A 22,878-nucleotide genomic window follows, 5' to 3' on the forward strand; every position below is an offset into this window, starting at 1 on the left:
TCGAGTATTTTCCTCGTTAATTATTGTTACAACTTTGACTGCCTATTTTGCATTCAGCGGGGGAATATGAATTTTTTGTCACTATTCTGAAACAGCTATGCAGATATAACCGTGGCAGAAGGCTGTCAGGACTGAAAGTTTCCACTCGTCGTACAATCTAATTTCCAAAAACGAGAGCAAAATCGAAAGTCGGGCGTTTTTTACATTTCAAAGTTGAGATAAAACCCGTTAACATAGGGCCGATTAACTATCGGTAGCGTTATCCCTATTCTGGAGATATTCCTTTGATCAACGTTTTTCTTGTTGATGACCACGAACTGGTGCGCGCAGGGATACGACGCATTCTGGAAGATATAAAAGGCATAAAAGTTGTCGGCGAAGCGTGCTGCGGTGAAGATGCGGTAAAATGGTGCCGCTCAAATTCCGTTGACGTTGTGCTGATGGATATGAATATGCCCGGTATTGGCGGTCTGGAAGCAACCCGCAAAATTGCGCGTTCCACGGCAGACATTAAAGTGATCATGCTGACGGTACACACCGAAAACCCATTACCTGCAAAAGTTATGCAGGCAGGTGCGGCAGGGTATCTCAGCAAAGGCGCCGCCCCCCAGGAAGTAGTGAGTGCGATTCGTTCGGTTTATTCCGGGCAGCGTTATATTGCCTCCGATATCGCTCAGCAAATGGCGCTCAGCCAGATTGAGCCTGAGAAAACGGAAACCCCGTTTGCCAGTTTGTCTGAACGCGAGTTGCAGATTATGCTGATGATCACCAAAGGTCAGAAGGTCAATGAGATCTCAGAACAGCTGAATCTTAGTCCTAAAACGGTGAACAGCTATCGCTATCGAATGTTCAGTAAATTAAACATTCACGGCGATGTAGAGCTGACTCACCTGGCAATTCGCCATGGCCTGTGTAATGCGGAGACATTAACAAGCCAGTGACCGAGTTTGATGCCAAAGCGTTCCTGAAAACCGTGACCAGTCAGCCCGGCGTCTATCGTATGTATGATACCGCCGGGACGGTTATCTATGTCGGGAAAGCGAAAGACCTGAAAAAAAGGCTTTCCAGCTACTTCCGTAGTAATCTTGCGTCACGCAAGACCGAAGCGCTGGTCGCGCAAATCCAGCAGATTGATGTCACGGTAACGCACACTGAAACCGAAGCGTTATTGCTTGAGCACAACTACATCAAACTGTATCAGCCGCGCTATAACGTATTGCTGCGCGATGATAAATCCTACCCTTTTATATTCCTTAGCGGTGATACGCACCCGCGTCTGGCGATGCATCGCGGGGCAAAGCATGCCAAAGGCGAGTACTTTGGACCGTTCCCTAACGGTTATGCGGTGCGTGAAACGCTGGCGCTGTTGCAGAAAATATTCCCTATCCGCCAGTGCGAAAACAGCGTTTATCGCAACCGTTCTCGGCCTTGTCTGCAATATCAGATTGGCCGCTGTCTCGGTCCGTGTGTCGCGGGTTTGGTGAGTGAGGAAGAGTATGCTCAGCAGGTCGAGTATGTTCGTCTGTTCCTGTCCGGAAAAGACGATCAGGTATTAACGCAGTTGATCGCCCGCATGGAAAAGGCCAGCCAAAATCTCGAATTTGAAGAGGCTGCGCGCATTCGTGACCAAATCCAGGCCGTACGCCGCGTGACAGAAAAACAGTTTGTCTCTAATACCGGAGACGATCTGGACGTCATTGGCGTGGCGTTTGACGCCGGTATGGCCTGTGTGCACGTTCTGTTTATTCGCCAGGGTAAAGTGCTGGGCAGCCGCAGCTATTTCCCGAAAGTACCCGGTGGCACGGAACTCGGCGAGGTCGTCGAAACCTTTGTCGGGCAGTTTTATCTGCAGGGGAGCCAGATGCGTACCTTACCCGGGGAGATCCTGCTCGATTTTAATCTTAGCGATAAAACCCTGCTGGCAGACTCTCTGTCTGAACTGGCCGGACGGAAGATTAACGTGCAGACAAAACCGCGAGGGGATCGCGCGCGTTATCTGAAGCTGGCGCGAACCAACGCGGCAGTGGCACTCACCACGAAACTTTCTCAGCAGTCGACGATTACGCAACGTCTGACGGCGCTGGCCTCCGTATTGAAGTTACCCGCGGTGAAGCGTATGGAGTGCTTCGACATCAGCCATACGATGGGCGAGCAGACGGTAGCCTCCTGCGTGGTCTTTGATGCCAATGGCCCGCTGCGCGCAGAGTATCGCCGCTACAACATTACCGGCATTACGCCGGGTGATGATTATGCGGCGATGAATCAGGTTTTGCGTCGGCGTTATGGTAAGGCGATTGAAGAAAGTAAGATTCCGGACGTCATATTGATCGACGGCGGTAAGGGTCAGTTAGGGCAGGCGAAAGCCGTTTTTGCTGAGCTGGACGTTCCCTGGGACAAACAGCACCCACTCTTGCTGGGGGTGGCAAAAGGGGCCGATCGTAAAGCCGGTCTGGAAACGCTGTTCTTTGAGCCGGAAGGTGAGGGCTTTAGCCTGCCGCCGGATTCGCCTGCATTGCACGTTATCCAGCATATCCGCGATGAATCTCACGATCATGCGATTAGCGGGCATCGTAAAAAGCGTACGAAAGTGAAAAGCACCAGCACGCTTGAGACTATCGAAGGTGTCGGGCCAAAGCGTCGCCAGATGTTGTTGAAATATATGGGAGGTTTGCAAGGTCTTCGTAACGCAAGTATCGAAGAAATTGCAAAAGTGCCGGGTATTTCGCAAGCTCTGGCAGAAAAGATCTTCTACTCGTTGAAACATTAGGCCCTCTGTAGCAACATAGGGGTAATTTCACTGACAACAGATAGTTATCCGTCATATGCAATTTAATATCCCTACGTTGCTCACGCTGTTTCGCGTCATCCTGATCCCATTCTTTGTATTGGCTTTTTACCTGCCATTCACCTGGGCTCCCTTTGTTTGTGCGCTGATCTTCTGTATCGCAGCGGTCACTGACTGGTTTGACGGTTTTCTGGCGCGCCGCTGGAACCAAAGCACGCGTTTTGGCGCCTTCCTCGATCCGGTCGCTGATAAAGTGCTGGTGGCTATCGCGATGGTCCTGGTGACAGAGCATTACCACAGCTGGTGGGTGACGCTTCCTGCCGCAACAATGATTGCGCGTGAAATCATCATCTCTGCACTGCGTGAATGGATGGCCGAACTGGGTAAACGCAGCAGCGTAGCCGTATCCTGGATCGGTAAAGTGAAAACCACTTCGCAAATGGCTGCACTGGCCTGGCTGCTGTGGCGTCCAAATATCTGGGTAGAGTATGCTGGGATCGCACTTTTCTTCGTCGCCGCGATACTGACTTTGTGGTCAATGTTCCAGTATTTGAGCGCTGCACGTGGAGATTTGCTTGATCAGTGATCGTTTCGACGCAAATTTCAGCAAACGATCGTCAGTGGTGAAAAATATCGTTGACTCATTGCGTCAGGTAAGTAGAATGCAACGCATCGAACGGCGGCACTGATTGCCAGACGATAACAAAATCAAGTGATTAACAAAGTTACTTGGTGATGCGGGAATAGCTCAGTTGGTAGAGCACGACCTTGCCAAGGTCGGGGTCGCGAGTTCGAGTCTCGTTTCCCGCTCCAAATTTAAGACATCGGCAATAGCGGATGTCGGCTGTAAAGCCAGAAGATTTCGGCGCGTTAGCAAAGCGGTTATGTAGCGGATTGCAAATCCGTCTAGTCCGGTTCGACTCCGGAACGCGCCTCCAATTTCTTCCCGAGCCCGGATGGTGGAATCGGTAGACACAAGGGATTTAAAATCCCTCGGCGTTCGCGCTGTGTGGGTTCAAGTCCCACTCCGGGTACCATGGGAAAGAATAGAATAATCAAAGCAATAAGCAGTGTCGTGAAACCACCTACGGGTGGTTTTTTTGTGCCTGTTTTTTACAAGCATAGATACCTTGCGTCAAGCAACCTGCCAGAAACGTAAACTGCCCTCTATATACTCACTATTGCTAATCAATCTATCGCCGAATCGGCGCGTTAAACATAAAGCCCCCTCGGGCAGGGTTGTTGATAAACCCATCGCGGGCGGGATTATAGTTGTGGTCCTGGAAACCATTCATCAGTATGGGATCGCCAAAGCCATCCTGTATCGCCAGCTGTCTGTGGATTCGGTTTCGTGCCCTGAACGTGAAAGCGAAATCATCCGTCCCGCCAATGATGATCACGCCATTACCAGCTCGAAGTGCCTCGCTCAACTCTTGCTCTCTAACAGCCTGGTTTTGTAACGCGCTGGCTGTGGCAGACGATGACGCCAGCAGCAGTAATATGAGAACGGCGCATGAAAATACCGATGGCAGTTTCATGATTAATACCTATAAAAAGCATGGCTATTAAAGTATAGCTTTATGTTGTCATCTTAACTGAAAAGAAAACCAATAATTTAAACCTGCTATCCATACTGTGTTTAAAAGTCCGGAAGAGTAGTGCCGCGCAGTTAAGAACTATAATAAAAACAGCCAACAGGTGATTACTTCTTTTTGCTGGCAGTGCTGGTTCAGGGGGCTGCTATGAGCATTTCATCTTTTCCGATAGTTATGTTCGCAGCATTGCTCACCCTTAGTGGTGCAGCATATTCGGTGGAAAAAAAGGATATCTTTTCGCAGAATGCCAGGGCTACGGATCCCATCGCATTTTCTCAACAGTCATTTAATAACCTGACGTCTTATCAGGTCATGATGCGCTCCTCGTCGCCATCCGATGAAAGCAAAATTATTCGCTATAGCTTTCAAAAGCCTGGGTACGTGCGGATGGATTTTACCCAACCGCATTCAGGTGCGGTGCTTATTTTTAATCCTGTCAGCGGTAAAGTGACGTTATGGCCATTTGGTGTGGGTTCGTTACCCATTTTGCACCTGTCGCCTACTAATTCATTGATCCAGGATGAGCGCGGTCATCGGGTGGATCGTTCTGATATCGGCGTGTTGTTGGGCAATATTCGTCATCTGCAACGCGAAGGGATAACAACCACAGTTGGTAATGAAAACCTTGCAGGACGGGCGACGACGCGCGTATCTGTGGTTGGGCCAGGAACAATGGCGGTTGATGGAGTACATCGTTATGATGTCTGGCTGGATAATTATCATGGACTCCCTGCCAAAGTGATCAGCTATGCGCCAGATGGGCAGCGATTAGAAACCGTGCTTCTGGATGCTATGGTCATTAACATCCGTTTTCCCGCCAATTTCTTCTCGCCTTGAGGGAGTCTGTATTATGGCTAACTATCGGTTTTCCACCGTCTGGCGGGTTGAGGCTTCAATTCAGGAGGTATGGGATGTTTTTTCTCATCCCGATCAGTGGCCAGAATGGTGGGAAAGTCTGGAACGCATCGTTGAGATTAAAAAAGGTGATATACAGGGCATTGGGGCGCTGCATCGTTATACCTGGAAAGGAGCGCTTCCTTATCGCTTAACCTTTGATATCAACGTGTTGAATATTCTGCCCTGCTCGCTGCTTGAGGGGCAAGCCAGCGGGGCGGTTGAAGGGCGAGGCGTGTGGTCTTTTTCTGCCAGTGGCGCAGAAACCATCGTCAGATATGACTGGAATGTGCGTACCACGATCCGCTGGATGAATTACCTGGCTCCGCTGGCGGCACCTGTATTTCGCTGGAATCACGATATGGTTATGCGCGAAGGGGCCAGAGGGCTAGCCCGTAAGCTGGCAACGAATGTCTATATTTTCTGAACTCGCCCTCACGGCTGTACTTTTTGCCTGTCTATGGCTTACTATCTGTCGCGCAGTTTCTTATTTCATTCACAGTTAACAGGTCTGTTATTGATGAATAACCTCCATCGGCTCACCTTTTTATGTCAGCGTCTGTCTGCTGTGATGATCGCATACGGTTTTTACCTTCTTAGCCGTAGCTTAACTCTTACAACATGGACAGACAGCAATGCAACGTCGACAATTTCTCAAAAATAGCGTTCTCCTTTCCGCCGCCGGTTTAGTCGGTCCTGCGGTTATTAGCCAGACGGTTCATGCCGCTGAGCCATCCGTTGCACCAGTCGCGCGTCGGCGCTTTGTGTTATCCCAGACGTATAAACTTAACCCTCCTAAGGGGTCGAACGGCGTGGTAAAACTGTGGATCCCGCTTCCGGTAGATACCGCGTTTCAACAAATGACGGCGCTTACCTTTAGCGGAAACTACAAGCATGCGTACATTACCACTAATAATACTTATGGCGCGAAAACGCTGTTCGCCACCTGGCCTGACTCGCAGGGCGAACTGTTGATTAACGTTGATATCGACATTGAAACCGCCGACTGGGAGCCGCTGAAGCAGGACGCGCTGAAAACCTGGCAAGCGCCGGAGCAGATTATTTATCCGCTGGATGTAAAACCGTACCTGCTGCCGACGACACATACCCCAGTTGATGGGCTTGTTCTGGAAACCGCGCGTAAAATTACCGGTAATGAGCAGGATCCGCTGAAAAAAGCACGCCTGATTTACGAGTGGGTGAGTAGCCATATGGAGCGCGATAATGACGTTATTGGCTGCGGCACGGGGGATGTGGCGGAGATCTTAAAAAGCGGTAAGCTCAAAGGAAAATGCACCGACATGAGCTCCGTTTTTGTTGCTCTGGCACGGGCCAGCGGCATTCCGGCACGCGAACTGTTTGGCATCCGTCTGGGCAAAGCCAATAAACTCGAACGTTACTCGAAAAGCGCTTTTGGCAAAGCAGACAGTGCAGGCGTCGCCGATGTGAGCGGCGGACAACATTGCCGCGCCGAATTCTATCTGGCCGGTTACGGCTGGTTACCGTGCGATCCTGCTGATGTGACCAAAATGCGTCTGGCAGAGAAAAAATCGCATCAGGACGCCGATGTCCAGGCGGTAAACACTTACCTGTTTGGTAACTGGGAAATGAACTGGGTTGGATTTAACTACGGGCGTGATTTCGAGCTGTATCCGGCAACGGAGCAGGGAGCCATGAACAACTTTGGCTATCCTTACGCTGAAGCCGATGGCGACCCGATCAATTTCTACGATCCTAAAGCGTTCTCCTACAGCTATGTCGCCACAGAACAACGCTAAAGGGGCGGGACTCACCCTGTTGACGGCCGCTGCGGCTGCCGTCACCGCGGGCTTATGCTGCGTTGGACCGCTGCTCTATCTGTTGTTTGGTATTTCGGCGGCGAGCTTTGCTGTTTTCACCCAGTTTGAGTTTTTGCGAATTCCCCTGATGCTGGTGTCATTGGGCTTATTACTGCGCGTCTTCTGGCGGCTCTATTTTTCCAGGCGGCTGTGGTGCTCCGGATGGTTAACGTTGAAGCAAGCGCGCGTTCTCTACTGGTGCGCGCTGGCGTTGATTTTGCCGGTGCTATTTTATCCAACGCTCGTTGCCTGGTTTTATGAGGTATTTGAATGAAAATCTTCACATTAGTTGCATGCTTGTTGCTGCCGCTGTGGGCTCAGGCGGCCAATCAAAAAGTGGTGCTGGATATACAAAATATGACCTGCTCGCTGTGCGTTATTTCGGTCAATCAGGCTCTACGTGAAACCGACGGTGTGATTAAAGCAAAATCCTCCCTAAAAACCCGACAAGCAGAAGCGATTGTGCCAGAAGGTTTTCCAACCGATACTTTACTTAACGCGGTAGCGAAAACGGGCTATACCGCAACGCTCAACCGTATTGAACAACAGTAAACCACCTTCGGGTGGTTTTATTGTGTTTTCCCGGTATGATGCCCGGCGGCTTAGTGTTCTCTTTTGTGCGTTAACTTCCGGAATTCCCCTCGTTTCCTGTTAACCTGAACAGGCGGCAGCTATATGCCGCATATGCCCATTTTTATCTGTTATCCCTCCAGCCATGTAGGATGATCACAGGCAAGATTTTTTGACTAAGGAAAAGCGTTATGAAAACGGGACCATTAAACGAGAGCGAACTGGAATGGCTGGATGATGTACTGACTAAGTACAATACAGACAAGGCTATTCTGGATGTGTCAGAACTGGATGGTTTGCTGACGGCGGTGCTGAGTTCACCGTATGAAATTGAACCAGAGCAGTGGCTGGTCGCAATTTGGGGCGGCGCGCAGTATGTCCCTCGCTGGTCCTCCGAAAAAGAAATGACGCGTTTCATGAACCTGGCGTTTCAACATATGGCGGATACGGCCGATCGTCTGGATGAATACCCTGAGCAGTTTGAGCCGCTGTTTGGTTTGCGTGAAATTGACGAGCATGAACTGACCATCGTTGAAGAGTGGTGCTTTGGTTATATGCGCGGCGTCGCACTGTCAGACTGGTCCGCGTTACCGGACACGTTAAAACCAGCACTTGAAGCTATTGCGCTGCACGGTACGGAAGAGAACTTTGCGGTGGTTGAGAAACTGACCCCGGAAGCGTTTGAAGAGAGCGTCGATGCCATCCGCCTGGCGGCGCTGGACCTGCATGCTTACTGGATGGCACATCCTCAGGAAACGCCGGTCAAAGTACCGGTGAAAGTGGATGCCAAAGTAGGGCGCAATGACCCTTGCCCATGTGGCAGCGGCAAGAAATATAAGCAGTGCTGTTTGCATTAACAGAAAGGGGCGAAAGCCCCTTTGTTTTAACCCACTTCTGGTAGTAATCCTGCTGCAATAGAAAACTGTACTGCTATCACCACAATGCCGCACAAAAATACCAGCGCCAGCGCCGGAGCACCGCCTGCTACGCGGTAGTTGGCCTGCGGATTATGTTTTCTGCTCTGCCAGGCCAGCATCGAGGGAATGAGCAGCGCCAGCACCGCCAGGGCAACGCCCGCATACCCTAATGCCATGACAAAACCACGCGGATAGAACAGCGCGAATGCCAGCGGCGGCAGGAATGTCACCGCGCCGGTTTGCATTCTTCCCGCTACGGTATTGCGGCGCTGGAAGAGGTCGGCCAGGTAGTCAAATAATCCCAATGCAACGCCGAGGAAAGAGGTTGCCAGCGCGAGGTCGGCGAACAGATGCACCGCCAGTTCGACGTGCGGCGAAGCCACGACTTCACGCAATGCCTGCAATAAGCCGTTTAAGCCTGCGTGGTTGGCTAATAGCCCCATGAACGTTGTCGAGTTAATGCTACCAAGCGTCGCCAGTTGCCAGAAGATATAGGCGACCAGAGGAATAGCGCTACCCGTAATAAACACCCAACGCAGTTTACGGATGTTACCGTTCATATAGCTGACGATACTGGGAACACTGCCGTGAAAACCGAACGAGGTGAAGATGACCGGGATTGCGGAGAGCGCCAACCCCTGTTGCAGCGGTAGCGTAAGCAGGTTCACTTTATGAATATGCGGCATTAACAGAGCCAGCATCGCCACCAGGAAGATTATCTTGGCACTGAATAGCAGACGGTTGAACAGATCGACCAGCGAGGTCCCAACACAAACCACGCCACCGGCAACAAAGGTGAACAGCAGTACGCCTGTCGTCGGAGATATATTTGTTCCAGTCCAGTCGCTGATGCTGGAGGCCAGCAGTTCACCTGCACCACTGATGTACGCCGCCGTCAGGGCATACATTAAAAACATCATGCTAAAGCCCGTTACCCATTGTCCGTAACGACCAAGATAACGTTTTGCCAGCGTACCCAGCCCGGTGTCTGCCGGGACATGTTGATACACTTCAAGCAGCAACAGCGCGGTGTAGCACATCAACGCCCAAAGACTGACTAACAATACCAGCGTGACGCTAAACCCCACGCCTGCCGCAGCCAGCGGCATTGCCAACATACCGGCACCAATCGTGGTTCCCGCCACGATAAAAATACTACCCAGGGTTCTGTTTTTCACGCTTTCCTCTGTCCCAGAGATAATCAATGGTTATATCTGCGGCGCAGATTAAGGCAAAACGCTATTTTCGTCAAATCACCGTTACAATGACTGTACATTAATGTTTACGATTTTTTGACCGTTAAGATGTATAACAAATGACATTTATCTGCTGATAAACCTGCGTTAGCGCAAAGCGACGATGTGCGGTTCACATTAGGCTACGGACTTTATTAAGGAGGTAATATGGAATCTATTCACGGTCACGAAGTGCTTAACATGATGATTGAATCTGGTGAGCAGTATTCAAATGCCAGCCTTGAAGCGGCGATTACGACACGTTTCGGCGAGCAGGCGCGTTTTCACACTTGTTCTGCGGCGGATATGACGGCAGGCGAGTTAGTGGCGTTTTTAGCGGCGAAGGGAAAGTTTATTGCAAAAGAAGACGGCTTCTCTACGCACGAAAGCAAGATCTGCCGTCACTGATTTCAAGGGGTAATGATGGCGTGTTGCCTTCATTACCCTAAAATATTAATTCTGTGTATCAAGCGTAGCCAGTTCTTTATCGATGAAATAAAGACCTTCGCCGCTTTTTCCTGCCAGCGACAGCTTATCAATAACAGATTTAAATAATTTCTCTTCTTCATGCTGCTCGGCAACATACCATTGCAGGAAATTAAAGGTTGGATAATCCTGGTGGGTCATTGCCGCGTGTGCCAGCTCATTAATTTTCTGGGTGATTAGCTGCTCGTGTTCGTAAGTAACACGGAACAGTTCATCCAGAGAAGCATATTCAGCAAAGGGTGAAGAAACGGTATTAATACGCGGCAAGCTGCCGGTATCGGTCAGGTAGTCGAACAGACGCTGCATGTGCGTCATCTCTTCCTGGGCGTGACGGCGCAAAAACGCGGCGGCACCTTCGAAGCTGTGATAGCTGCACCACGCGCTCATCTGTTGGTAGAGCAGAGATGAATATAATTCAAGATTCATTTGCTCATTCAGTTGGTCGATCATTTCTGTTTTCAGCATGGTTCTGCTCCACAAACGTTATTATATATTGACGTGGCGCCACTATAATTTGTTATTTAATTATTTGCAAAAGGTAAAATAATAAATTTATTTATTAAAAATGCGAATGGGAATAAAACGCATTAACGATATTAAACGGAGGATATAAATAATAAAGTGGTAAAAGACCAGCAAAAATGAGCTGGTCGGAAATATTAATAATTGAAAGAAGGTGATTGGGGCACCGCGACACCATGACACTGCCAGGCGAGTGTAATTTTGGTATTTAAGCACAGAGAGCCTGCATACACGCTACAGGTTGACACCGGCTGACCAAACGCTTCTGCGCTGGCATAGCCCAGGCGCTGACACTCTTTAGTGGCTGTCCCTTGGGTAACGTAGTCATCGGTACGTGCTGTTTGTAACATGGCCTGATTATAAGTCAGGCGAACCACACCAGTGATGGCGCTGGCTTCGCTGACCTGTGCCTGTTTTGTAATTGTGCATCCTGTCAGCATGAGCGGCAAAAGCGCTAGGATAAAGGTCTTCATGAGATCGCTCTGAAAGTTCGAAGATACACTATCATGGCATACAGAGACCCTCATCAATGGCTTGAATAGCCCGAAGATCACCTGCGATTAATCACAACGAGGTCATTTGCTTGAGGTAATTCTGAACTGTTCAGACAGGAATGTGAGCGCAATTTTATTTTTTAAAACTAAATTTCATTAAATTTGAAAGTGTGATTGCAAAATAGTAATGTGGCTGAATGTTATGACTTTCAGCGGGCTACCGCAGCGCATTCAGGAGAGTATAGAATGAAAATTGCATTGATGATGGAAAACAGCCAGGCAAGCAAAAACGCCATCATCCATAACGAGCTTAAGGCCGTTGCGGATGAGAAAGGTTTTCCGGTCTATAACGTTGGGATGAGCGACGAAAATGATCATCATCTGACCTACATCCATTTAGGCATTATGGCCAGCATCCTGCTTAATTCCAAAGCTGTAGACTTTGTTGTTACAGGTTGCGGTACGGGCCAGGGGGCAATGATGTCACTGAATATCCATCCGGGTGTGGTGTGTGGTTATTGCCTTGATCCTGCAGATGCGTTCTTGTTCTCTCAGATCAACAACGGCAACGCGCTTTCTCTGGCATTCGCCAAAGGTTTTGGCTGGGGTGCTGAGCTGAATGTGCGCTATATGTTTGAAAAAGCGTTCACCGGGCGTAACGGCGAAGGCTACCCACCGGAGCGTAAAGAGCCGCAGGTGCGTAACGCCGGTATTCTGAATCAGGTGAAAGCGGCTGTGGTAAAAGAAAATTATCTGGACACGCTGCGCGCGATCGATCCTGAACTGGTGAAAACCGCTGTATCAGGCCCGCGCTTCCAGCAGTGCTTCTTTGAAAACTGCCAGGACAAAGCAATCGAAGCGTTTGTACGCGAGGTGATTGGCTAAATCCTGTGAGCCCGGCGGCGTTCACCCTCCGGGCTACCTGTTCTTGTTCGATACTGCGCTTCCTGCATCACGGGTGAGCCGCAGCGTATCCACCATACCTACCAGACAAATAATGGCAATAGCGACAAAGGCCAGCCGGAAACTGATCCCCGGAATATTGCCCAATGCCAGCTTTTCACTGACCACATCGCCAATGCGGATGCCAATAGCGGCTAAAGAAATGCCCAACCCCACCGCTAATTGTGTCGCCGTACTGAACAGCGTATTAGCGTAGCTCATTTGTGCCGCGGGGACGTCCGCGAAGGCAAGCGTGCTGACGCCGGTAAACTGAATTGAGCGGAACACACCGCCCAGATACAACACCAGCAAAATAACCCACACGGGGGTCTGCGGCGTAATTAATGCACAGGCCAGCAACGCCAAAACGTTAAGTGCACCGTTAATCAACAGCAGTTTCTTAAAGCCCAGCCAGCGTATCAACGGTGTGGTGGCAGGTTTAATCGTCAGGTTGCCGACAAATACCGCCAGTACCAGCGAGCCCGCGTGAAAAGCGTTCATGCCAAAACCTACCTGAAACATTAACGGCAGCAGAAATGGCACGGCGCTGATAGAGGCACGAAACAGCGATCCGCCATACATGGTGACGCGAAAAGTAGGCACGTTCATGGCATCAAGGCGAATCATTGGCCAGGCGGTGCGATGAAAATGATGCAGGGCAAACAGAAAGGTCACTGTTCCTAGCGCCAAAAGTCCGGCGGTCAGCCAGCCCTGAGGCTGTTGGGTTCCCAGTAACTCCATGGCATACACCAGGCTCACCATCGCAACAGAGGTTGCGATAAATCCCGTTATATCAAATGGGCGGCGCTCGTCGTCATGAATATCCGGGATAAAACGTAGCGCCAGCGCAATCGCCAGTATTCCGAGCGGTACATTAATGAAGAAGATCCAGCGCCAGTTGGCATAGCTGGTAATGAATCCGCCAAGGGGAGGGCCAATGATGGGTGCGACTAACGCGGGCCAGGTCAGGGTCGCAATAGCGGTGATCAACTGATGTTTAGGCGTGGTTCGCAATACCGCGAGTCGGCCAACCGGAACCATTAGCGCGCCACCTACACCCTGTAAGATTCGCATGGCGACAAAGCTCTCAAGGCTTTCGGACAAACCGCATAAAACTGAGGCGAGAGTAAATATCGCCAGTGCAAGGGTAAACACCTTTCGGGCGCCGAAGCGATCCGCAATCCAGCCGCTGGCGGGGATCAGTACCGCGAGGGTGATCAGATAGGCGCTGATACCTATGTTCAGGTCAACTGCGTGCACGCCAAAACTTTTCGCCATGTCGGGCAGTGCGGTGGCAATCACCGTGCCGTCAATAAACTCCATAAAGAAAGCCCCGGCAACAAGTAATGCAGCCGGGGATAGACCGCGTTTGTTCTCAACCGCTAAATGTTCACTCATGTTGTGCTTGCCATCTCAAAAGAAACTGACTGGAACTATTTTTATTTTCAGCGCATTCGGAAGGCATGCGCGGCTATCGTTTCGTTCGTTGAATGGGTACTATGACGACCTTTCTATAAGGAGCTCACTATGTCCCAAACACTGAATGCCGATCAGGAACTGCTCTCGGACGTTGTTGCCTGTCAGCTGGTTATCAAGCAGATTCTGGATGTTCTTGATGTTATTGCCCCAGTAGAAGTTCGGGAGAAAATGTCCAGCCAGCTGAAAAGCATCGACTTTTCCAGCCATCCTGCAGGTGCCGATCCGGTCACTATGCGCGCAATACAAAAAGCGGTTGCCTTGATCGAGTTGAAATTCACGCCGCAGAATGAATCTCACTAAAATAAACCGTTGTTTCAGGTTTTAGAAAGGTTTTTTTGCGCCTCGCAGAATGAGAGGCGTGAGCGTAGAGAAAATTGAGCACCAGCCGGATAAGGTGCGTCGCATCGTTATCCGGCATTAACACGATGAAAATTGAAGATTAGTGATGTTGATAGTTCACGACGTTCAGCAGGTGCTTATCGGTTTGCGCCATGCACAGTCCCGCACGTTTAGCGCTGCGGACTTCATCAAGAATCGTCTGTAACAGCACGCCATCTTGCTGCTGCTCTTTTTCCAGATCGTGAAGAAAATCAATGGTTGTTGCATCATTCAAGGCTTCTGCTTCATTGGTTAAGCGTGATAGCTTGCTGTAGCGCTGTTGGTATTCATCCAGCGTTTTCTGAAACAGTTCTTCAAGGGAAGTTAGTTCATCACCCGGAACATCGATAGCCTTGACAATAGGGTTAGCCCCGGCACTTTTCATAAAATTAAACATACGCATCATTTGAGTCACGTTACCTTGCGCCTGGGTGCGTAGAAAGGTTGCGGTGCCAGTCAGGCTGTGTTCGTAGCACCATTCACTGAGATGCAGGTAAAGATTCGATGCGTAGAACTCGAGGTTCATTTGCGTGTTAAGTTTATGAACAATTCCAACTGCAGCCATATCAATATCCTTATTTCCAGAAAGGGGGATGTACGTTACTAACGTCAGTGCAACGGGCTGCCGCTACACCTCACCACTACGTACAATTAAAACTGTTAGCAGAATAAATCCGTTCCGCCGGTCCTTTAGTGATCACGAATTATATTCGCTCCCGATCGAGATTCAGCATAACTCCAGTCCCGACATAAGAAAATCCTTAAATCTGCGTATTTATGATTTTTTACATATTGTCATAGCAATATTAGTGATTTTTCCGCTTGTGCATATAAATGATGTGAATATAACAGATTGATATTTATAGCATTAAAGTGAAATTTTGATAATGAAATGATGTTTCATATCACGAAATGGAATTTCACAATCAGGTATTGTCTGTCGCCAGATGATTATCTGGTCTTCGGATGAAGAACTTTCACCATTGACCCGCGTCTGTGAACGCTATCTGCTGGCTAATTTTTTTTGCGCCAGATCAGTTTTGTGGAAATTAATAAAGTTAAGCGCCTGAATGATTCGACATTTATTGTTTGGTGTATTTGGAAAAATCGAGGAGTGTGTATGAAAAAGGTTGCCGTGCTACTGGCACCTGGTTTTGAAGAGGCGGAAGCCATTGTTACCATTGATATTCTGCGCCGCCTGCAGATCGAAGTTGAAACACTGGCCTGCGCCGAGTCCCGTGCGGTGGTGAGCTACCATGACGTGCCGATGGTGACGGACAGCACGCTGGCTGCGCGTCAGACGGATCTTTATGATGCCGTTGTGTTACCCGGCGGGCCGCAGGGCAGCGTTAACCTTGCCGCCAGTGAGGCTGTCATCCAGTTTATCGCTCGCCATGACGAGGCAGGAAAACTCATTTGCCCGGTGTGTTCTGCGGCGGCGCGCGTGCTGGGTGGCAACGGCCTGCTGAAGGGGCGTCGCTACGTGTGTTCGGGAGATCTGTGGCAAAACGTCGCGGATGGAGAATATATTGATGCGCCGGTTGTTGAAGATGGCAATCTTATTAGCGGCAAAGGGTTAGGGCATATTTTCGATTTTGCTTTCACGCTTTCAGCGCGTCTGCTGGAAGATGACATTCCGGTTCGCGATCACGCTGACCACATTTATTACAGATGGTAATCATTGTGCTCCCGAATGCTTCGGTATTCGGGAACAAGGATTCGTTGGCTGATGTTATGGATTAATCTGCTACCCCTCTTTTTTCCCGTCGACAAAACCGCGTTTTTTTATGTCATTTCCCGCTGAATTTATGTACGCAATTACTGTAATTCTGTGGTGTGATGCCGCTCTCTTATGGAGAATCAATTTCCCGCTAAAAATACTCTCAGCACTGGCATTGATCTTATCAATAAAAGGTAATGCCTTGTTTTACGTCCGAATTACAAAAAATCGTCTGATTTTACCCTACATAAAAGAACGTTAAAGCTGGAGTTAACCATGCACAAATTCACTAAAGCGCTGGCTGCCATCGGTCTGGCTGCCATTATGTCACAATCCGCTATCGCTGAATCCATGAAGCTCGGTTTCCTGGTCAAACAGCCGGAAGAACCGTGGTTCCAGACTGAATGGAAATTTGCCGATAAAGCCGGTAAAGACCTTGGTTTTGAGGTGATTAAAATTGCCGTTCCGGATGGTGAGAAAACCCTTAACGCCATCGACAGCCTGGCTGCAAGTGGAGCAAAAGGGTTTGTGATTTGTACGCCAGACCCAAAACTGGGGCCAGCCATTATGGCTAAGGCGCGTGGCTACGATATGAAAGTCATTGCCGTCGACGACCAGTTTGCCAACGCCAAAGGTAAGCCGATGGATACCGTGCCACTGGTGATGATGGCGGCAACCAAAATTGGTGAGCGCCAGGGCCAGGAGCTGTACAAGGAGATGCAAAAACGCGGTTGGGATGTGAAATCCACCGCCGTAATGGCCATTACCGCCAACGAACTGGATACCGCACGTCGTCGTACTTCTGGTTCAATGGAAGCGCTTAAAGCCGCAGGCTTCCCGGAAAAACAGATTTACCAGGTCCCAACAAAATCGAATGACATCCCCGGCGCATTTGACGCCGCCAACTCCATGCTGGTTCAGCATCCTGAAGTCAAAAACTGGCTGATTGTCGGCATGAACGACAACACCGTGCTGGGTGGCGTACGTGCGACCGAGGGGCAGGGCTTCAAAGCACCAAACGTGATTGGTATCGGGATCAACGGCGTTGACGCGGTGAGCGAACTGTCAAAAGGCGAAGCGACCGGGTTCTACGGTTCACTGCTGCCAAGCCCGGACGTGCACGGCTACAAATCCAGTGAAATGCTCTACAACTGGGTAACGAAAGGTGCAGAGCCACCGGCATTCACTGAAGTGACAGATGTGGTGCTGATTACCCGCGATAACTTCAAAGAAGAGCTGGCGAAGAAAGGCTTGGGCGGTAAGTAACAGAAATGCTGCGATGTTGTAGGCCGGATTAGGCGAAGCCGCCTTCCGGCGCAATGCCCGGTGGCGCTGTGCTTACCGGGCCTACGTCCGGCGGTTTTCCAGGCCGGTAAAATCCTGACTCACGGAGACGTTATGCAACAGTCTACCCCGTATCTCTCATTTCGCGGCATTGGCAAAACGTTCCCGGGCGTTAAGGCGCTGACGGATATCAGTTTCGACTGCTATGCCGGACAGGTGCATGCGCTGATGGGCGAAAATGGCGCCGGGAAATCAACACTCTTAAAAATTCTCAGCGGTAACTATGCGCCAACAACGGGATCTCTGACGATCCGCGGACAGGAAGTTTCGTTCGCGGATACCACTGCCGCACTCAACGCCGGTGTCGCCATTATTTATCAGGAACTGCATCTCGTCCCGGAAATGACCGTTGCCGAGAATATTTATTTAGGGCAGTTACCGCACAAAGGCGGGATTGTGAACCGCTCGCTGCTGAACTATGAAGCAGGAATCCAGCTGAAGCATCTGGGGATGGATATCGATCCCGATACCCCACTGAAATACCTCTCCATTGGCCAGTGGCAGATGGTGGAGATTGCAAAAGCGCTGGCGCGAAACGCCAAAATTATCGCCTTTGATGAACCAACCAGCTCCCTGTCAGCTCGCGAGATTGAGAATCTGTTTCGCGTTATCCGTGAGCTGCGCAACGAAGGACGCATCATTCTGTACGTTTCGCACCGTATGGAGGAGATTTTTGCTCTCAGCGATGCCATCACCGTGTTTAAAGATGGTCATTACGTCAAAACTTTCACGGACATGCAGCTGGTCGATCACGATGCGCTGGTGCAGGCGATGGTCGGGCGCGACCTCGGGGATATCTATGGCTGGAAATCCAGACCGTATGGCACAGAGCGTCTGCGGCTGCATGAAGTCAAAGCTCCAGGCGTGCGTACGCCAATCAGCTTATCCGTGCGAAGCGGTGAAATTGTCGGGCTGTTTGGCCTGGTGGGGGCCGGACGTAGCGAATTAATGAAAGGGCTGTTCGGCGGTACGCGTATCACGGCGGGCCAGGTATTTATTGATGAACAGCCTATCGATATCCGTAAACCAAGCCATGCCATTGAAGCGGGGATGATGCTGTGCCCGGAGGATCGTAAAGCCGAAGGGATTATTCCGGTCCATTCAGTGCGCAACAACATCAACATTAGTGCACGGCGTAAGCATGTTTTGGGGGGATGCGTGATCAACAACGGCTGGGAAGAGACCAATGCCGATCACCATATTCGTTCACTCAACATCAAAACGCCGGGAGCAGAGCAACTGATCATGAATCTCTCCGGGGGTAATCAACAGAAGGCTATTCTCGGCCGTTGGTTATCGGAAGAGATGAAAGTGATTTTGTTGGATGAGCCTACACGCGGCATTGATGTGGGCGCCAAGCATGAAATTTACAACGTGATTTATGCCCTCGCAGCGCGCGGTGTGGCCGTATTGTTTGCTTCCAGTGACCTGCCAGAAGTACTCGGTGTTGCCGACCGTATTGTGGTGATGAGAGAAGGCGAAATTGCCGGTGAGTTACTTCATGAACAGGCGGATGAGCGCCAGGCGTTGAGCCTTGCTATGCCTAAAGTCAGCCAGGCTGTAGCCTGAATAAGGAGAGTATGATGTCTTCCGTTTCTACATCGGGTTCTGGCGCAGCGAAGTCGGCGCTAAATCTGGGCCGCATTTGGGATCAATACGGCATGCTGGTGGTGTTCGCCGTGCTGTTCCTGGTTTGTTCCCTCTTTGTGCCAAACTTTGCGACTTTCATCAACATGAAGGGGTTAGGGCTGGCGGTATCGATGTCGGGTATGGTTGCCTGCGGGATGCTGTTTTGCCTGGCATCCGGTGATTTCGACCTGTCTGTCGCGTCTGTAATTGCCTGTGCTGGTGTAACCACTGCCGTAGTCATTAACATGACCGAAAGTCTGTGGATTGGCGTGGCTGCCGGGCTGCTACTCGGTATTCTGTGTGGCCTGGTCAATGGGTTCGTGATTGCGCGGTTAAAAATTAACGCCCTGATCACTACTCTTGCGACAATGCAGATTGTACGTGGTCTGGCCTATATTATCTCCGACGGTAAGGCAGTCGGGATTGAAGACGAGCGTTTCTTCACACTCGGCTATGCTAACTGGTTTGGTCTGCCGGCGCCTATCTGGATCACGGTCGTTTGTTTCATTGTCTTTGGCTTACTGCTGAACAAAACCACGTTTGGGCGTAATACACTGGCCATTGGGGGCAATGAAGAGGCGGCGCGCCTGGCTGGGGTTCCGGTTGTTCGTACCAAGATTATTATCTTTATTCTTTCCGGTCTGGTATCCGCCATTGCCGGGATTATCCTCGCATCGCGTATGACCAGCGGCCAGCCAATGACCTCAATCGGTTATGAGTTGATCGTTATTTCGGCCTGCGTGTTAGGGGGCGTTTCGCTTAAAGGCGGCATCGGAAAAATCTCATATGTGGTGGCCGGGGTGTTGATCCTGGGGACGGTTGAGAATGCGATGAACCTGCTGAATATCTCTCCGTTCGCGCAGTATGTGGTACGTGGCCTCATCCTGCTGGCGGCGGTGATCTTCGACCGTTACAAGCAAAAAGCGAAGCGTACCGTTTGATGATTTAAACCCTAACTTTTTAGTCTAGCTTCTGCCCATCGCCAGCCGCTACCCGGCTGGCGATTGTTTTTTCAAATGGCGAGCATGGTCACACTGTCTATACTTATATCCGTCATACATCATCTATATGCCGCGATCCGCGTGGCGTTCTGACCATGATGAGGAGGATAACCGGGTGACAGCATCACTGACTTTACCCCCTGAACAATCTGCAAACTGTGCTTACTTTTTTGATCTCGATGGGACACTTGCTGAGATTAAACCTTTTCCCGACCAGGTCGTTGTCCCGAAGACAATCCTGCAATGTCTACATCGGTTAGCGACGCAGAATGCGGATGCGCTGGCATTGATTTCAGGGCGCTCAATGGTTGAGCTTGACGCACTCACTACTCCGTTTCGTTTTCCGCTTGCCGGAGTGCATGGGGCAGAACGCCGTGACATCAATGGTCAAACGCACATAGTAAACCTGCCTGAAGGTATCGAACGTGAAGCCGGGGCGTTATTACACGCAGCGTTGGTGACGTTACCGGGGACAACACTTGAAACCAAAGGCATGGCCTTCGCGTTGCATTATCGCCAGGCACCCGAACACGAAGCGGCGCTGGTTACGCTGGCTGAACGCATCACGCGCAGATGGCCGCAGCTTGCTCTGCAGCACGGAAAATGTGTCGTGGAAATAAAGCCTAAGGGCAGTAATAAAGGCGACGCGATAGCTGCATTTATGCAGGAAGCGCCTTTTGCTGGCCGGATCCCTGTGTTTTTCGGTGATGATCTGACAGATGAAACAGGGTTTGCTGTAGTTAACCGCGCTGGCGGTATTTCTGTAAAGGTAGGGAGCGGGCCGACGCAGGCAACATGGCGTCTGGATGGTGTCAGGGATGTCTGGCACTGGCTGGAGAAAAATAACTCTTCGCAGCAAGAACCGAAAGCAACGAATAACAGAAGAGGTGGCTATGAGTCGTTTAGTCGTAGTATCTAATCGTATCGCCTCACCAGATGACAAAGGGAGCGCGGGTGGGCTCGCGGTCGGTGTACTGGGCGCGTTAAAAGCTGCTGGTGGTTTATGGTTTGGCTGGAGTGGTGATACAGGTAATGAGGATAAACCGTTAAAAAAGGTCACCCGTGGCAATATCACCTGGGCCTCGTTTAATTTGAGTGAGCAAGATTACGAAGAGTATTACTGCCAGTTTTCAAATGCGGTTTTATGGCCCGCGTTTCACTATCGATTGGATTTAGTTCAGTTTCAGCGCTCTGCCTGGGAAGGTTACCAACGGGTTAATGCCTTACTGGTAGATAAACTTCTGCCGTTGCTTGGCGATGACGACATTATTTGGGTTCATGATTACCATCTGTTGCCGTTTGCCTGCGAGCTACGTAAGCGCGGCGTGCGCAATCGCATCGGTTTTTTCCTGCATATTCCTTTTCCGACGCCGGAAATTTTTAATGCGCTCCCGCCACATCTAGCGCTGCTTGAACAAATGTGTGATTTTGATTTGCTTGGTTTCCAGACCGAAAACGATCGTCAGGCTTTTCTGGACTGTCTCGCAGCCCAGACTCGGGTGTCCACGCATAAAGATAAGCAGCACCTGGCATGGGGAAAAGCGTTTCGCACTCAGGTTTATCCCATCGGTATTGAACCGGATGAGATTGCTCGACAGGCGTCCGGTCCGCTGCCACCAAAATTGGCACAGCTAAAAGCGGAGCTTAAAAATGTGCAGAATATTTTCTCCGTGGAGCGTCTGGATTACTCCAAAGGCTTGCCGGAGCGCTTTCAGGCCTATGAGGCCTTACTGGAACATTATCCGCAGCACCACGGTAAAATTCGCTATACGCAGATAGCACCGACCTCGCGTGAAGAGGTGCAGGCCTATCAGGATATTCGCCACCAACTGGAAACAGAGGCTGGGCGAATCAACGGCAAATATGGGCAACTGGGCTGGACGCCGCTTTACTATCTGAACCAGTATTTTGATCGTAAATTGCTGATGAAGATCTTCCGCTACTCTGATGTAGGGTTGGTGACCCCGTTGCGCGATGGTATGAACCTGGTGGCGAAAGAGTTTGTGGCCGCACAGGATCCTGCTAACCCTGGCGTGCTGGTTTTATCGCAATTTGCCGGGGCGGCGAACGAGCTAACCTCCGCGCTTATTGTTAATCCTTATGACCGGGATGAAGTGGCAGGCGCATTAAACCAGGCGCTGACGATGCCACTTACCGAACGTATCTCGCGCCACGCTGAAATGCTTGAGACTATCGTTAAAAACGATATCGACAACTGGCAGGCGACGTTCATTTGCGATCTTAAAACGGTCACGCCGCGTCGGAGTCAATGCCAACTGCCAGACAATATCTCTTCCTGTTCTAAACTCGCATGAAGTCGTGGCACTGTGGATTAATCTCCAGCTAGCGGAACCAGAAGAACGTCCACCTGGCTGGTATGAATCACGCTTTTCGCTGAACAGGAAGCGCGCGAAAAAAAACTGTGGTTATGGTTGCCGTAAATGACCAGATCAATGGCGTGTTTGCGGCACACATCCAGGATATGTTCATTCAGAGCCCCATAGGTAATAAAGGTATGCTCAATGGGGTATTCTGCTTCTTTGCTAAGTTTGTCGATAAAATCCTGAGTCTCTTCCTGCATCACTTCACGCAGGTCTTCCAGCATGGGGGCAGCAAACTGGTTATACAGTTCGGGGTCTGAGACCAGCGTAATCAGGCTAATTCGGGCGTTGACAGGGCGAGCGATAGAAACCGCCTTGTCTAACAACTGCTGACTTTCAGGGGTGGCGGCAACAGCAACAAGAATGTGCGAATAGCTCATAACTCGCTCCTTTTTTTCAAGAATTATGAGAGGGCTTTTCAGCTTTACTCAGCTTACCCCATACTGCAACGTTTCCCGCCTCGATAGTGTGAATGTCATCATGATTATTCATTAATTATTCTTATAAATAGAATAATCGATTCATATTAGTTGCAGATATGTTCAGGTTACTTAAGTGAAACCCACCGCTAATGAAAACAATGTGTTAATAAAAATTAAACATATATTAACATTTGCAAGGTCGTCACATCGCGGTATTAATTAATCACTCTAAATATTTAACTTATT

25 protein-coding genes and 3 tRNA genes are annotated in these 22,878 nt (G+C 50.1%); 21 read left to right on the forward strand and 7 right to left on the reverse strand.

Features of this window, described 5'->3' with window-relative positions; all coding sequences use genetic code 11:
- The first annotated feature begins 284 nt into the window (after positions 1-284).
- The 6 genes from uvrY (at position 285) to JQN59_RS09745 (ending at position 3,822) form a co-directional block, all read left to right on the forward strand.
- Positions 285-941, forward strand: coding sequence for a UvrY/SirA/GacA family response regulator transcription factor (gene uvrY / locus JQN59_RS09720; protein ID WP_006684079.1), 657 nt, complete (start codon positions 285-287; stop codon positions 939-941).
- A 59-nt stretch (positions 942-1,000) separates the two neighbouring features.
- Entirely contained in the window at positions 1,001-2,767 is a 1,767-nt protein-coding gene (uvrC, locus tag JQN59_RS09725) for an excinuclease ABC subunit UvrC (RefSeq protein WP_442781403.1), read from the forward strand.
- 55 nt (positions 2,768-2,822) lie between these two features.
- Positions 2,823-3,371 (forward strand): CDP-diacylglycerol--glycerol-3-phosphate 3-phosphatidyltransferase, encoded by a 549-nt coding sequence (pgsA, locus tag JQN59_RS09730; RefSeq protein ID WP_003030490.1) that lies wholly within the window; start codon positions 2,823-2,825, stop codon positions 3,369-3,371.
- Between the two features lie 151 nt (positions 3,372-3,522).
- Positions 3,523-3,598 (forward strand) — tRNA-Gly (locus tag JQN59_RS09735).
- Between the two features lie 51 nt (positions 3,599-3,649).
- Positions 3,650-3,723, forward strand: a tRNA-Cys gene (locus JQN59_RS09740).
- Between the two features lie 12 nt (positions 3,724-3,735).
- Positions 3,736-3,822: transfer RNA gene (locus JQN59_RS09745), tRNA-Leu, on the forward strand.
- A gap of 156 nt (positions 3,823-3,978) precedes the next feature.
- On the opposite strand, the gene JQN59_RS09750 is transcribed toward JQN59_RS09745, so the two are convergent.
- Entirely contained in the window at positions 3,979-4,323 is a 345-nt protein-coding gene (locus tag JQN59_RS09750; protein ID WP_048235186.1) for a hypothetical protein, read from the reverse strand.
- A 204-nt stretch (positions 4,324-4,527) separates the two neighbouring features.
- On the opposite strand from JQN59_RS09750, the gene JQN59_RS09755 reads away from it, so the two are divergent.
- The 6 genes from JQN59_RS09755 (at position 4,528) to JQN59_RS09780 (ending at position 8,539) form a co-directional block, all read left to right on the forward strand.
- Positions 4,528-5,217, forward strand: coding sequence for a LolA family protein (locus tag JQN59_RS09755; RefSeq protein WP_149607407.1), 690 nt, complete (start codon positions 4,528-4,530; stop codon positions 5,215-5,217).
- Positions 5,218-5,230: 13 nt separating this feature from the next.
- Positions 5,231-5,701 (forward strand): SRPBCC family protein, encoded by a 471-nt coding sequence (locus JQN59_RS09760; protein ID WP_003833916.1) that lies wholly within the window; start codon positions 5,231-5,233, stop codon positions 5,699-5,701.
- A gap of 208 nt (positions 5,702-5,909) precedes the next feature.
- Positions 5,910-7,052 carry a transglutaminase-like domain-containing protein gene (locus tag JQN59_RS09765; RefSeq protein WP_149607408.1) on the forward strand — a complete coding sequence of 381 codons (1,143 nt, stop codon included), beginning with the start codon at positions 5,910-5,912 and terminating at the stop codon, positions 7,050-7,052.
- Complete coding sequence (locus JQN59_RS09770; protein WP_003833912.1) at positions 7,030-7,386, forward strand: mercuric transporter MerT family protein; 357 nt, start codon at positions 7,030-7,032, stop codon at positions 7,384-7,386. The genes JQN59_RS09765 and JQN59_RS09770 overlap by 23 nt, the downstream gene beginning before the upstream one ends.
- Entirely contained in the window at positions 7,383-7,664 is a 282-nt protein-coding gene (locus JQN59_RS09775) for a heavy-metal-associated domain-containing protein (RefSeq protein WP_003833910.1), read from the forward strand. The genes JQN59_RS09770 and JQN59_RS09775 overlap by 4 nt, the downstream gene beginning before the upstream one ends.
- A 209-nt stretch (positions 7,665-7,873) precedes the next feature.
- Entirely contained in the window at positions 7,874-8,539 is a 666-nt protein-coding gene (locus JQN59_RS09780) for a YecA/YgfB family protein (RefSeq protein WP_003034581.1), read from the forward strand.
- Positions 8,540-8,565: 26 nt separating this feature from the next.
- Here JQN59_RS09780 and tyrP read toward each other — a convergent pair whose 3' ends face one another.
- Entirely contained in the window at positions 8,566-9,777 is a 1,212-nt protein-coding gene (gene tyrP, locus JQN59_RS09785; protein WP_003833907.1) for a tyrosine transporter TyrP, read from the reverse strand.
- Positions 9,778-10,002: 225 nt separating this feature from the next.
- Here tyrP and JQN59_RS09790 point away from each other — a divergent pair, with 225 nt between their 5' ends.
- On the forward strand, positions 10,003-10,242 hold the full coding sequence (locus JQN59_RS09790; RefSeq protein WP_048224238.1) for a YecH family metal-binding protein: 240 nt from the start codon (positions 10,003-10,005) through the stop codon (positions 10,240-10,242).
- A gap of 45 nt (positions 10,243-10,287) precedes the next feature.
- On the opposite strand, the gene ftnA is transcribed toward JQN59_RS09790, so the two are convergent.
- Positions 10,288-10,785 carry a non-heme ferritin gene (gene ftnA, locus JQN59_RS09795; RefSeq protein ID WP_003034588.1) on the reverse strand — a complete coding sequence of 166 codons (498 nt, stop codon included), beginning with the start codon at positions 10,783-10,785 and terminating at the stop codon, positions 10,288-10,290.
- Positions 10,786-10,979: 194 nt separating this feature from the next.
- Positions 10,980-11,315, reverse strand: coding sequence for a YecR family lipoprotein (yecR, locus tag JQN59_RS09800; protein WP_008785081.1), 336 nt, complete (start codon positions 11,313-11,315; stop codon positions 10,980-10,982).
- A gap of 267 nt (positions 11,316-11,582) precedes the next feature.
- Between yecR and JQN59_RS09805 the strand changes: the two genes are divergently transcribed.
- Positions 11,583-12,221 (forward strand): RpiB/LacA/LacB family sugar-phosphate isomerase, encoded by a 639-nt coding sequence (locus JQN59_RS09805; protein ID WP_003034591.1) that lies wholly within the window; start codon positions 11,583-11,585, stop codon positions 12,219-12,221.
- Positions 12,222-12,254: 33 nt separating this feature from the next.
- On the opposite strand, the gene JQN59_RS09810 is transcribed toward JQN59_RS09805, so the two are convergent.
- The gene (locus JQN59_RS09810) at positions 12,255-13,676 is read right to left on the reverse strand and encodes an MFS transporter (protein WP_048216119.1); all 1,422 of its coding nucleotides are present in this window, start codon (positions 13,674-13,676) and stop codon (positions 12,255-12,257) included.
- A gap of 129 nt (positions 13,677-13,805) precedes the next feature.
- Here JQN59_RS09810 and JQN59_RS09815 point away from each other — a divergent pair, with 129 nt between their 5' ends.
- A complete protein-coding gene (locus JQN59_RS09815; protein WP_003034595.1) occupies positions 13,806-14,057 on the forward strand; it encodes a DUF2766 family protein in 252 nt (83 codons plus the stop codon).
- A gap of 139 nt (positions 14,058-14,196) precedes the next feature.
- Here JQN59_RS09815 and JQN59_RS09820 read toward each other — a convergent pair whose 3' ends face one another.
- Positions 14,197-14,700, reverse strand: a complete 504-nt coding sequence (locus JQN59_RS09820; protein ID WP_003034597.1) for a non-heme ferritin-like protein — start codon at positions 14,698-14,700, stop codon at positions 14,197-14,199.
- Positions 14,701-15,255: 555 nt separating this feature from the next.
- On the opposite strand from JQN59_RS09820, the gene JQN59_RS09825 reads away from it, so the two are divergent.
- The 6 genes from JQN59_RS09825 (at position 15,256) to otsA (ending at position 22,144) form a co-directional block, all read left to right on the forward strand.
- Positions 15,256-15,813: a DJ-1/PfpI family protein gene (locus JQN59_RS09825; protein ID WP_048235190.1), complete on the forward strand. Its 558-nt coding sequence runs from the start codon at positions 15,256-15,258 to the stop codon at positions 15,811-15,813.
- Between the two features lie 318 nt (positions 15,814-16,131).
- Positions 16,132-17,121 (forward strand): arabinose ABC transporter substrate-binding protein, encoded by a 990-nt coding sequence (locus JQN59_RS09830; RefSeq protein ID WP_003833897.1) that lies wholly within the window; start codon positions 16,132-16,134, stop codon positions 17,119-17,121.
- A gap of 132 nt (positions 17,122-17,253) precedes the next feature.
- Positions 17,254-18,768 carry an arabinose ABC transporter ATP-binding protein AraG gene (araG, locus tag JQN59_RS09835; RefSeq protein WP_149607409.1) on the forward strand — a complete coding sequence of 505 codons (1,515 nt, stop codon included), beginning with the start codon at positions 17,254-17,256 and terminating at the stop codon, positions 18,766-18,768.
- 14 nt (positions 18,769-18,782) lie between these two features.
- A complete protein-coding gene (gene araH, locus JQN59_RS09840) occupies positions 18,783-19,769 on the forward strand; it encodes an L-arabinose ABC transporter permease AraH (protein WP_003034609.1) in 987 nt (328 codons plus the stop codon).
- 127 nt (positions 19,770-19,896) lie between these two features.
- Positions 19,897-20,748, forward strand: a complete 852-nt coding sequence (gene otsB, locus JQN59_RS09845) for a trehalose-phosphatase (protein WP_196239027.1) — start codon at positions 19,897-19,899, stop codon at positions 20,746-20,748.
- On the forward strand, positions 20,723-22,144 hold the full coding sequence (otsA, locus tag JQN59_RS09850; RefSeq protein WP_008785073.1) for an alpha,alpha-trehalose-phosphate synthase: 1,422 nt from the start codon (positions 20,723-20,725) through the stop codon (positions 22,142-22,144). Before otsB ends, otsA begins: the two co-directional genes overlap by 26 nt.
- A 17-nt stretch (positions 22,145-22,161) precedes the next feature.
- On the opposite strand, the gene uspC is transcribed toward otsA, so the two are convergent.
- The gene (gene uspC / locus JQN59_RS09855) at positions 22,162-22,590 is read right to left on the reverse strand and encodes a universal stress protein UspC (RefSeq protein WP_032943802.1); all 429 of its coding nucleotides are present in this window, start codon (positions 22,588-22,590) and stop codon (positions 22,162-22,164) included.
- Positions 22,591-22,878: the final 288 nt, after the last annotated feature.

Source organism: Citrobacter sp. B72, assembly GCF_016894305.1.
In the GTDB taxonomy this organism is placed as follows: domain Bacteria; phylum Pseudomonadota; class Gammaproteobacteria; order Enterobacterales; family Enterobacteriaceae; genus Citrobacter; species Citrobacter portucalensis.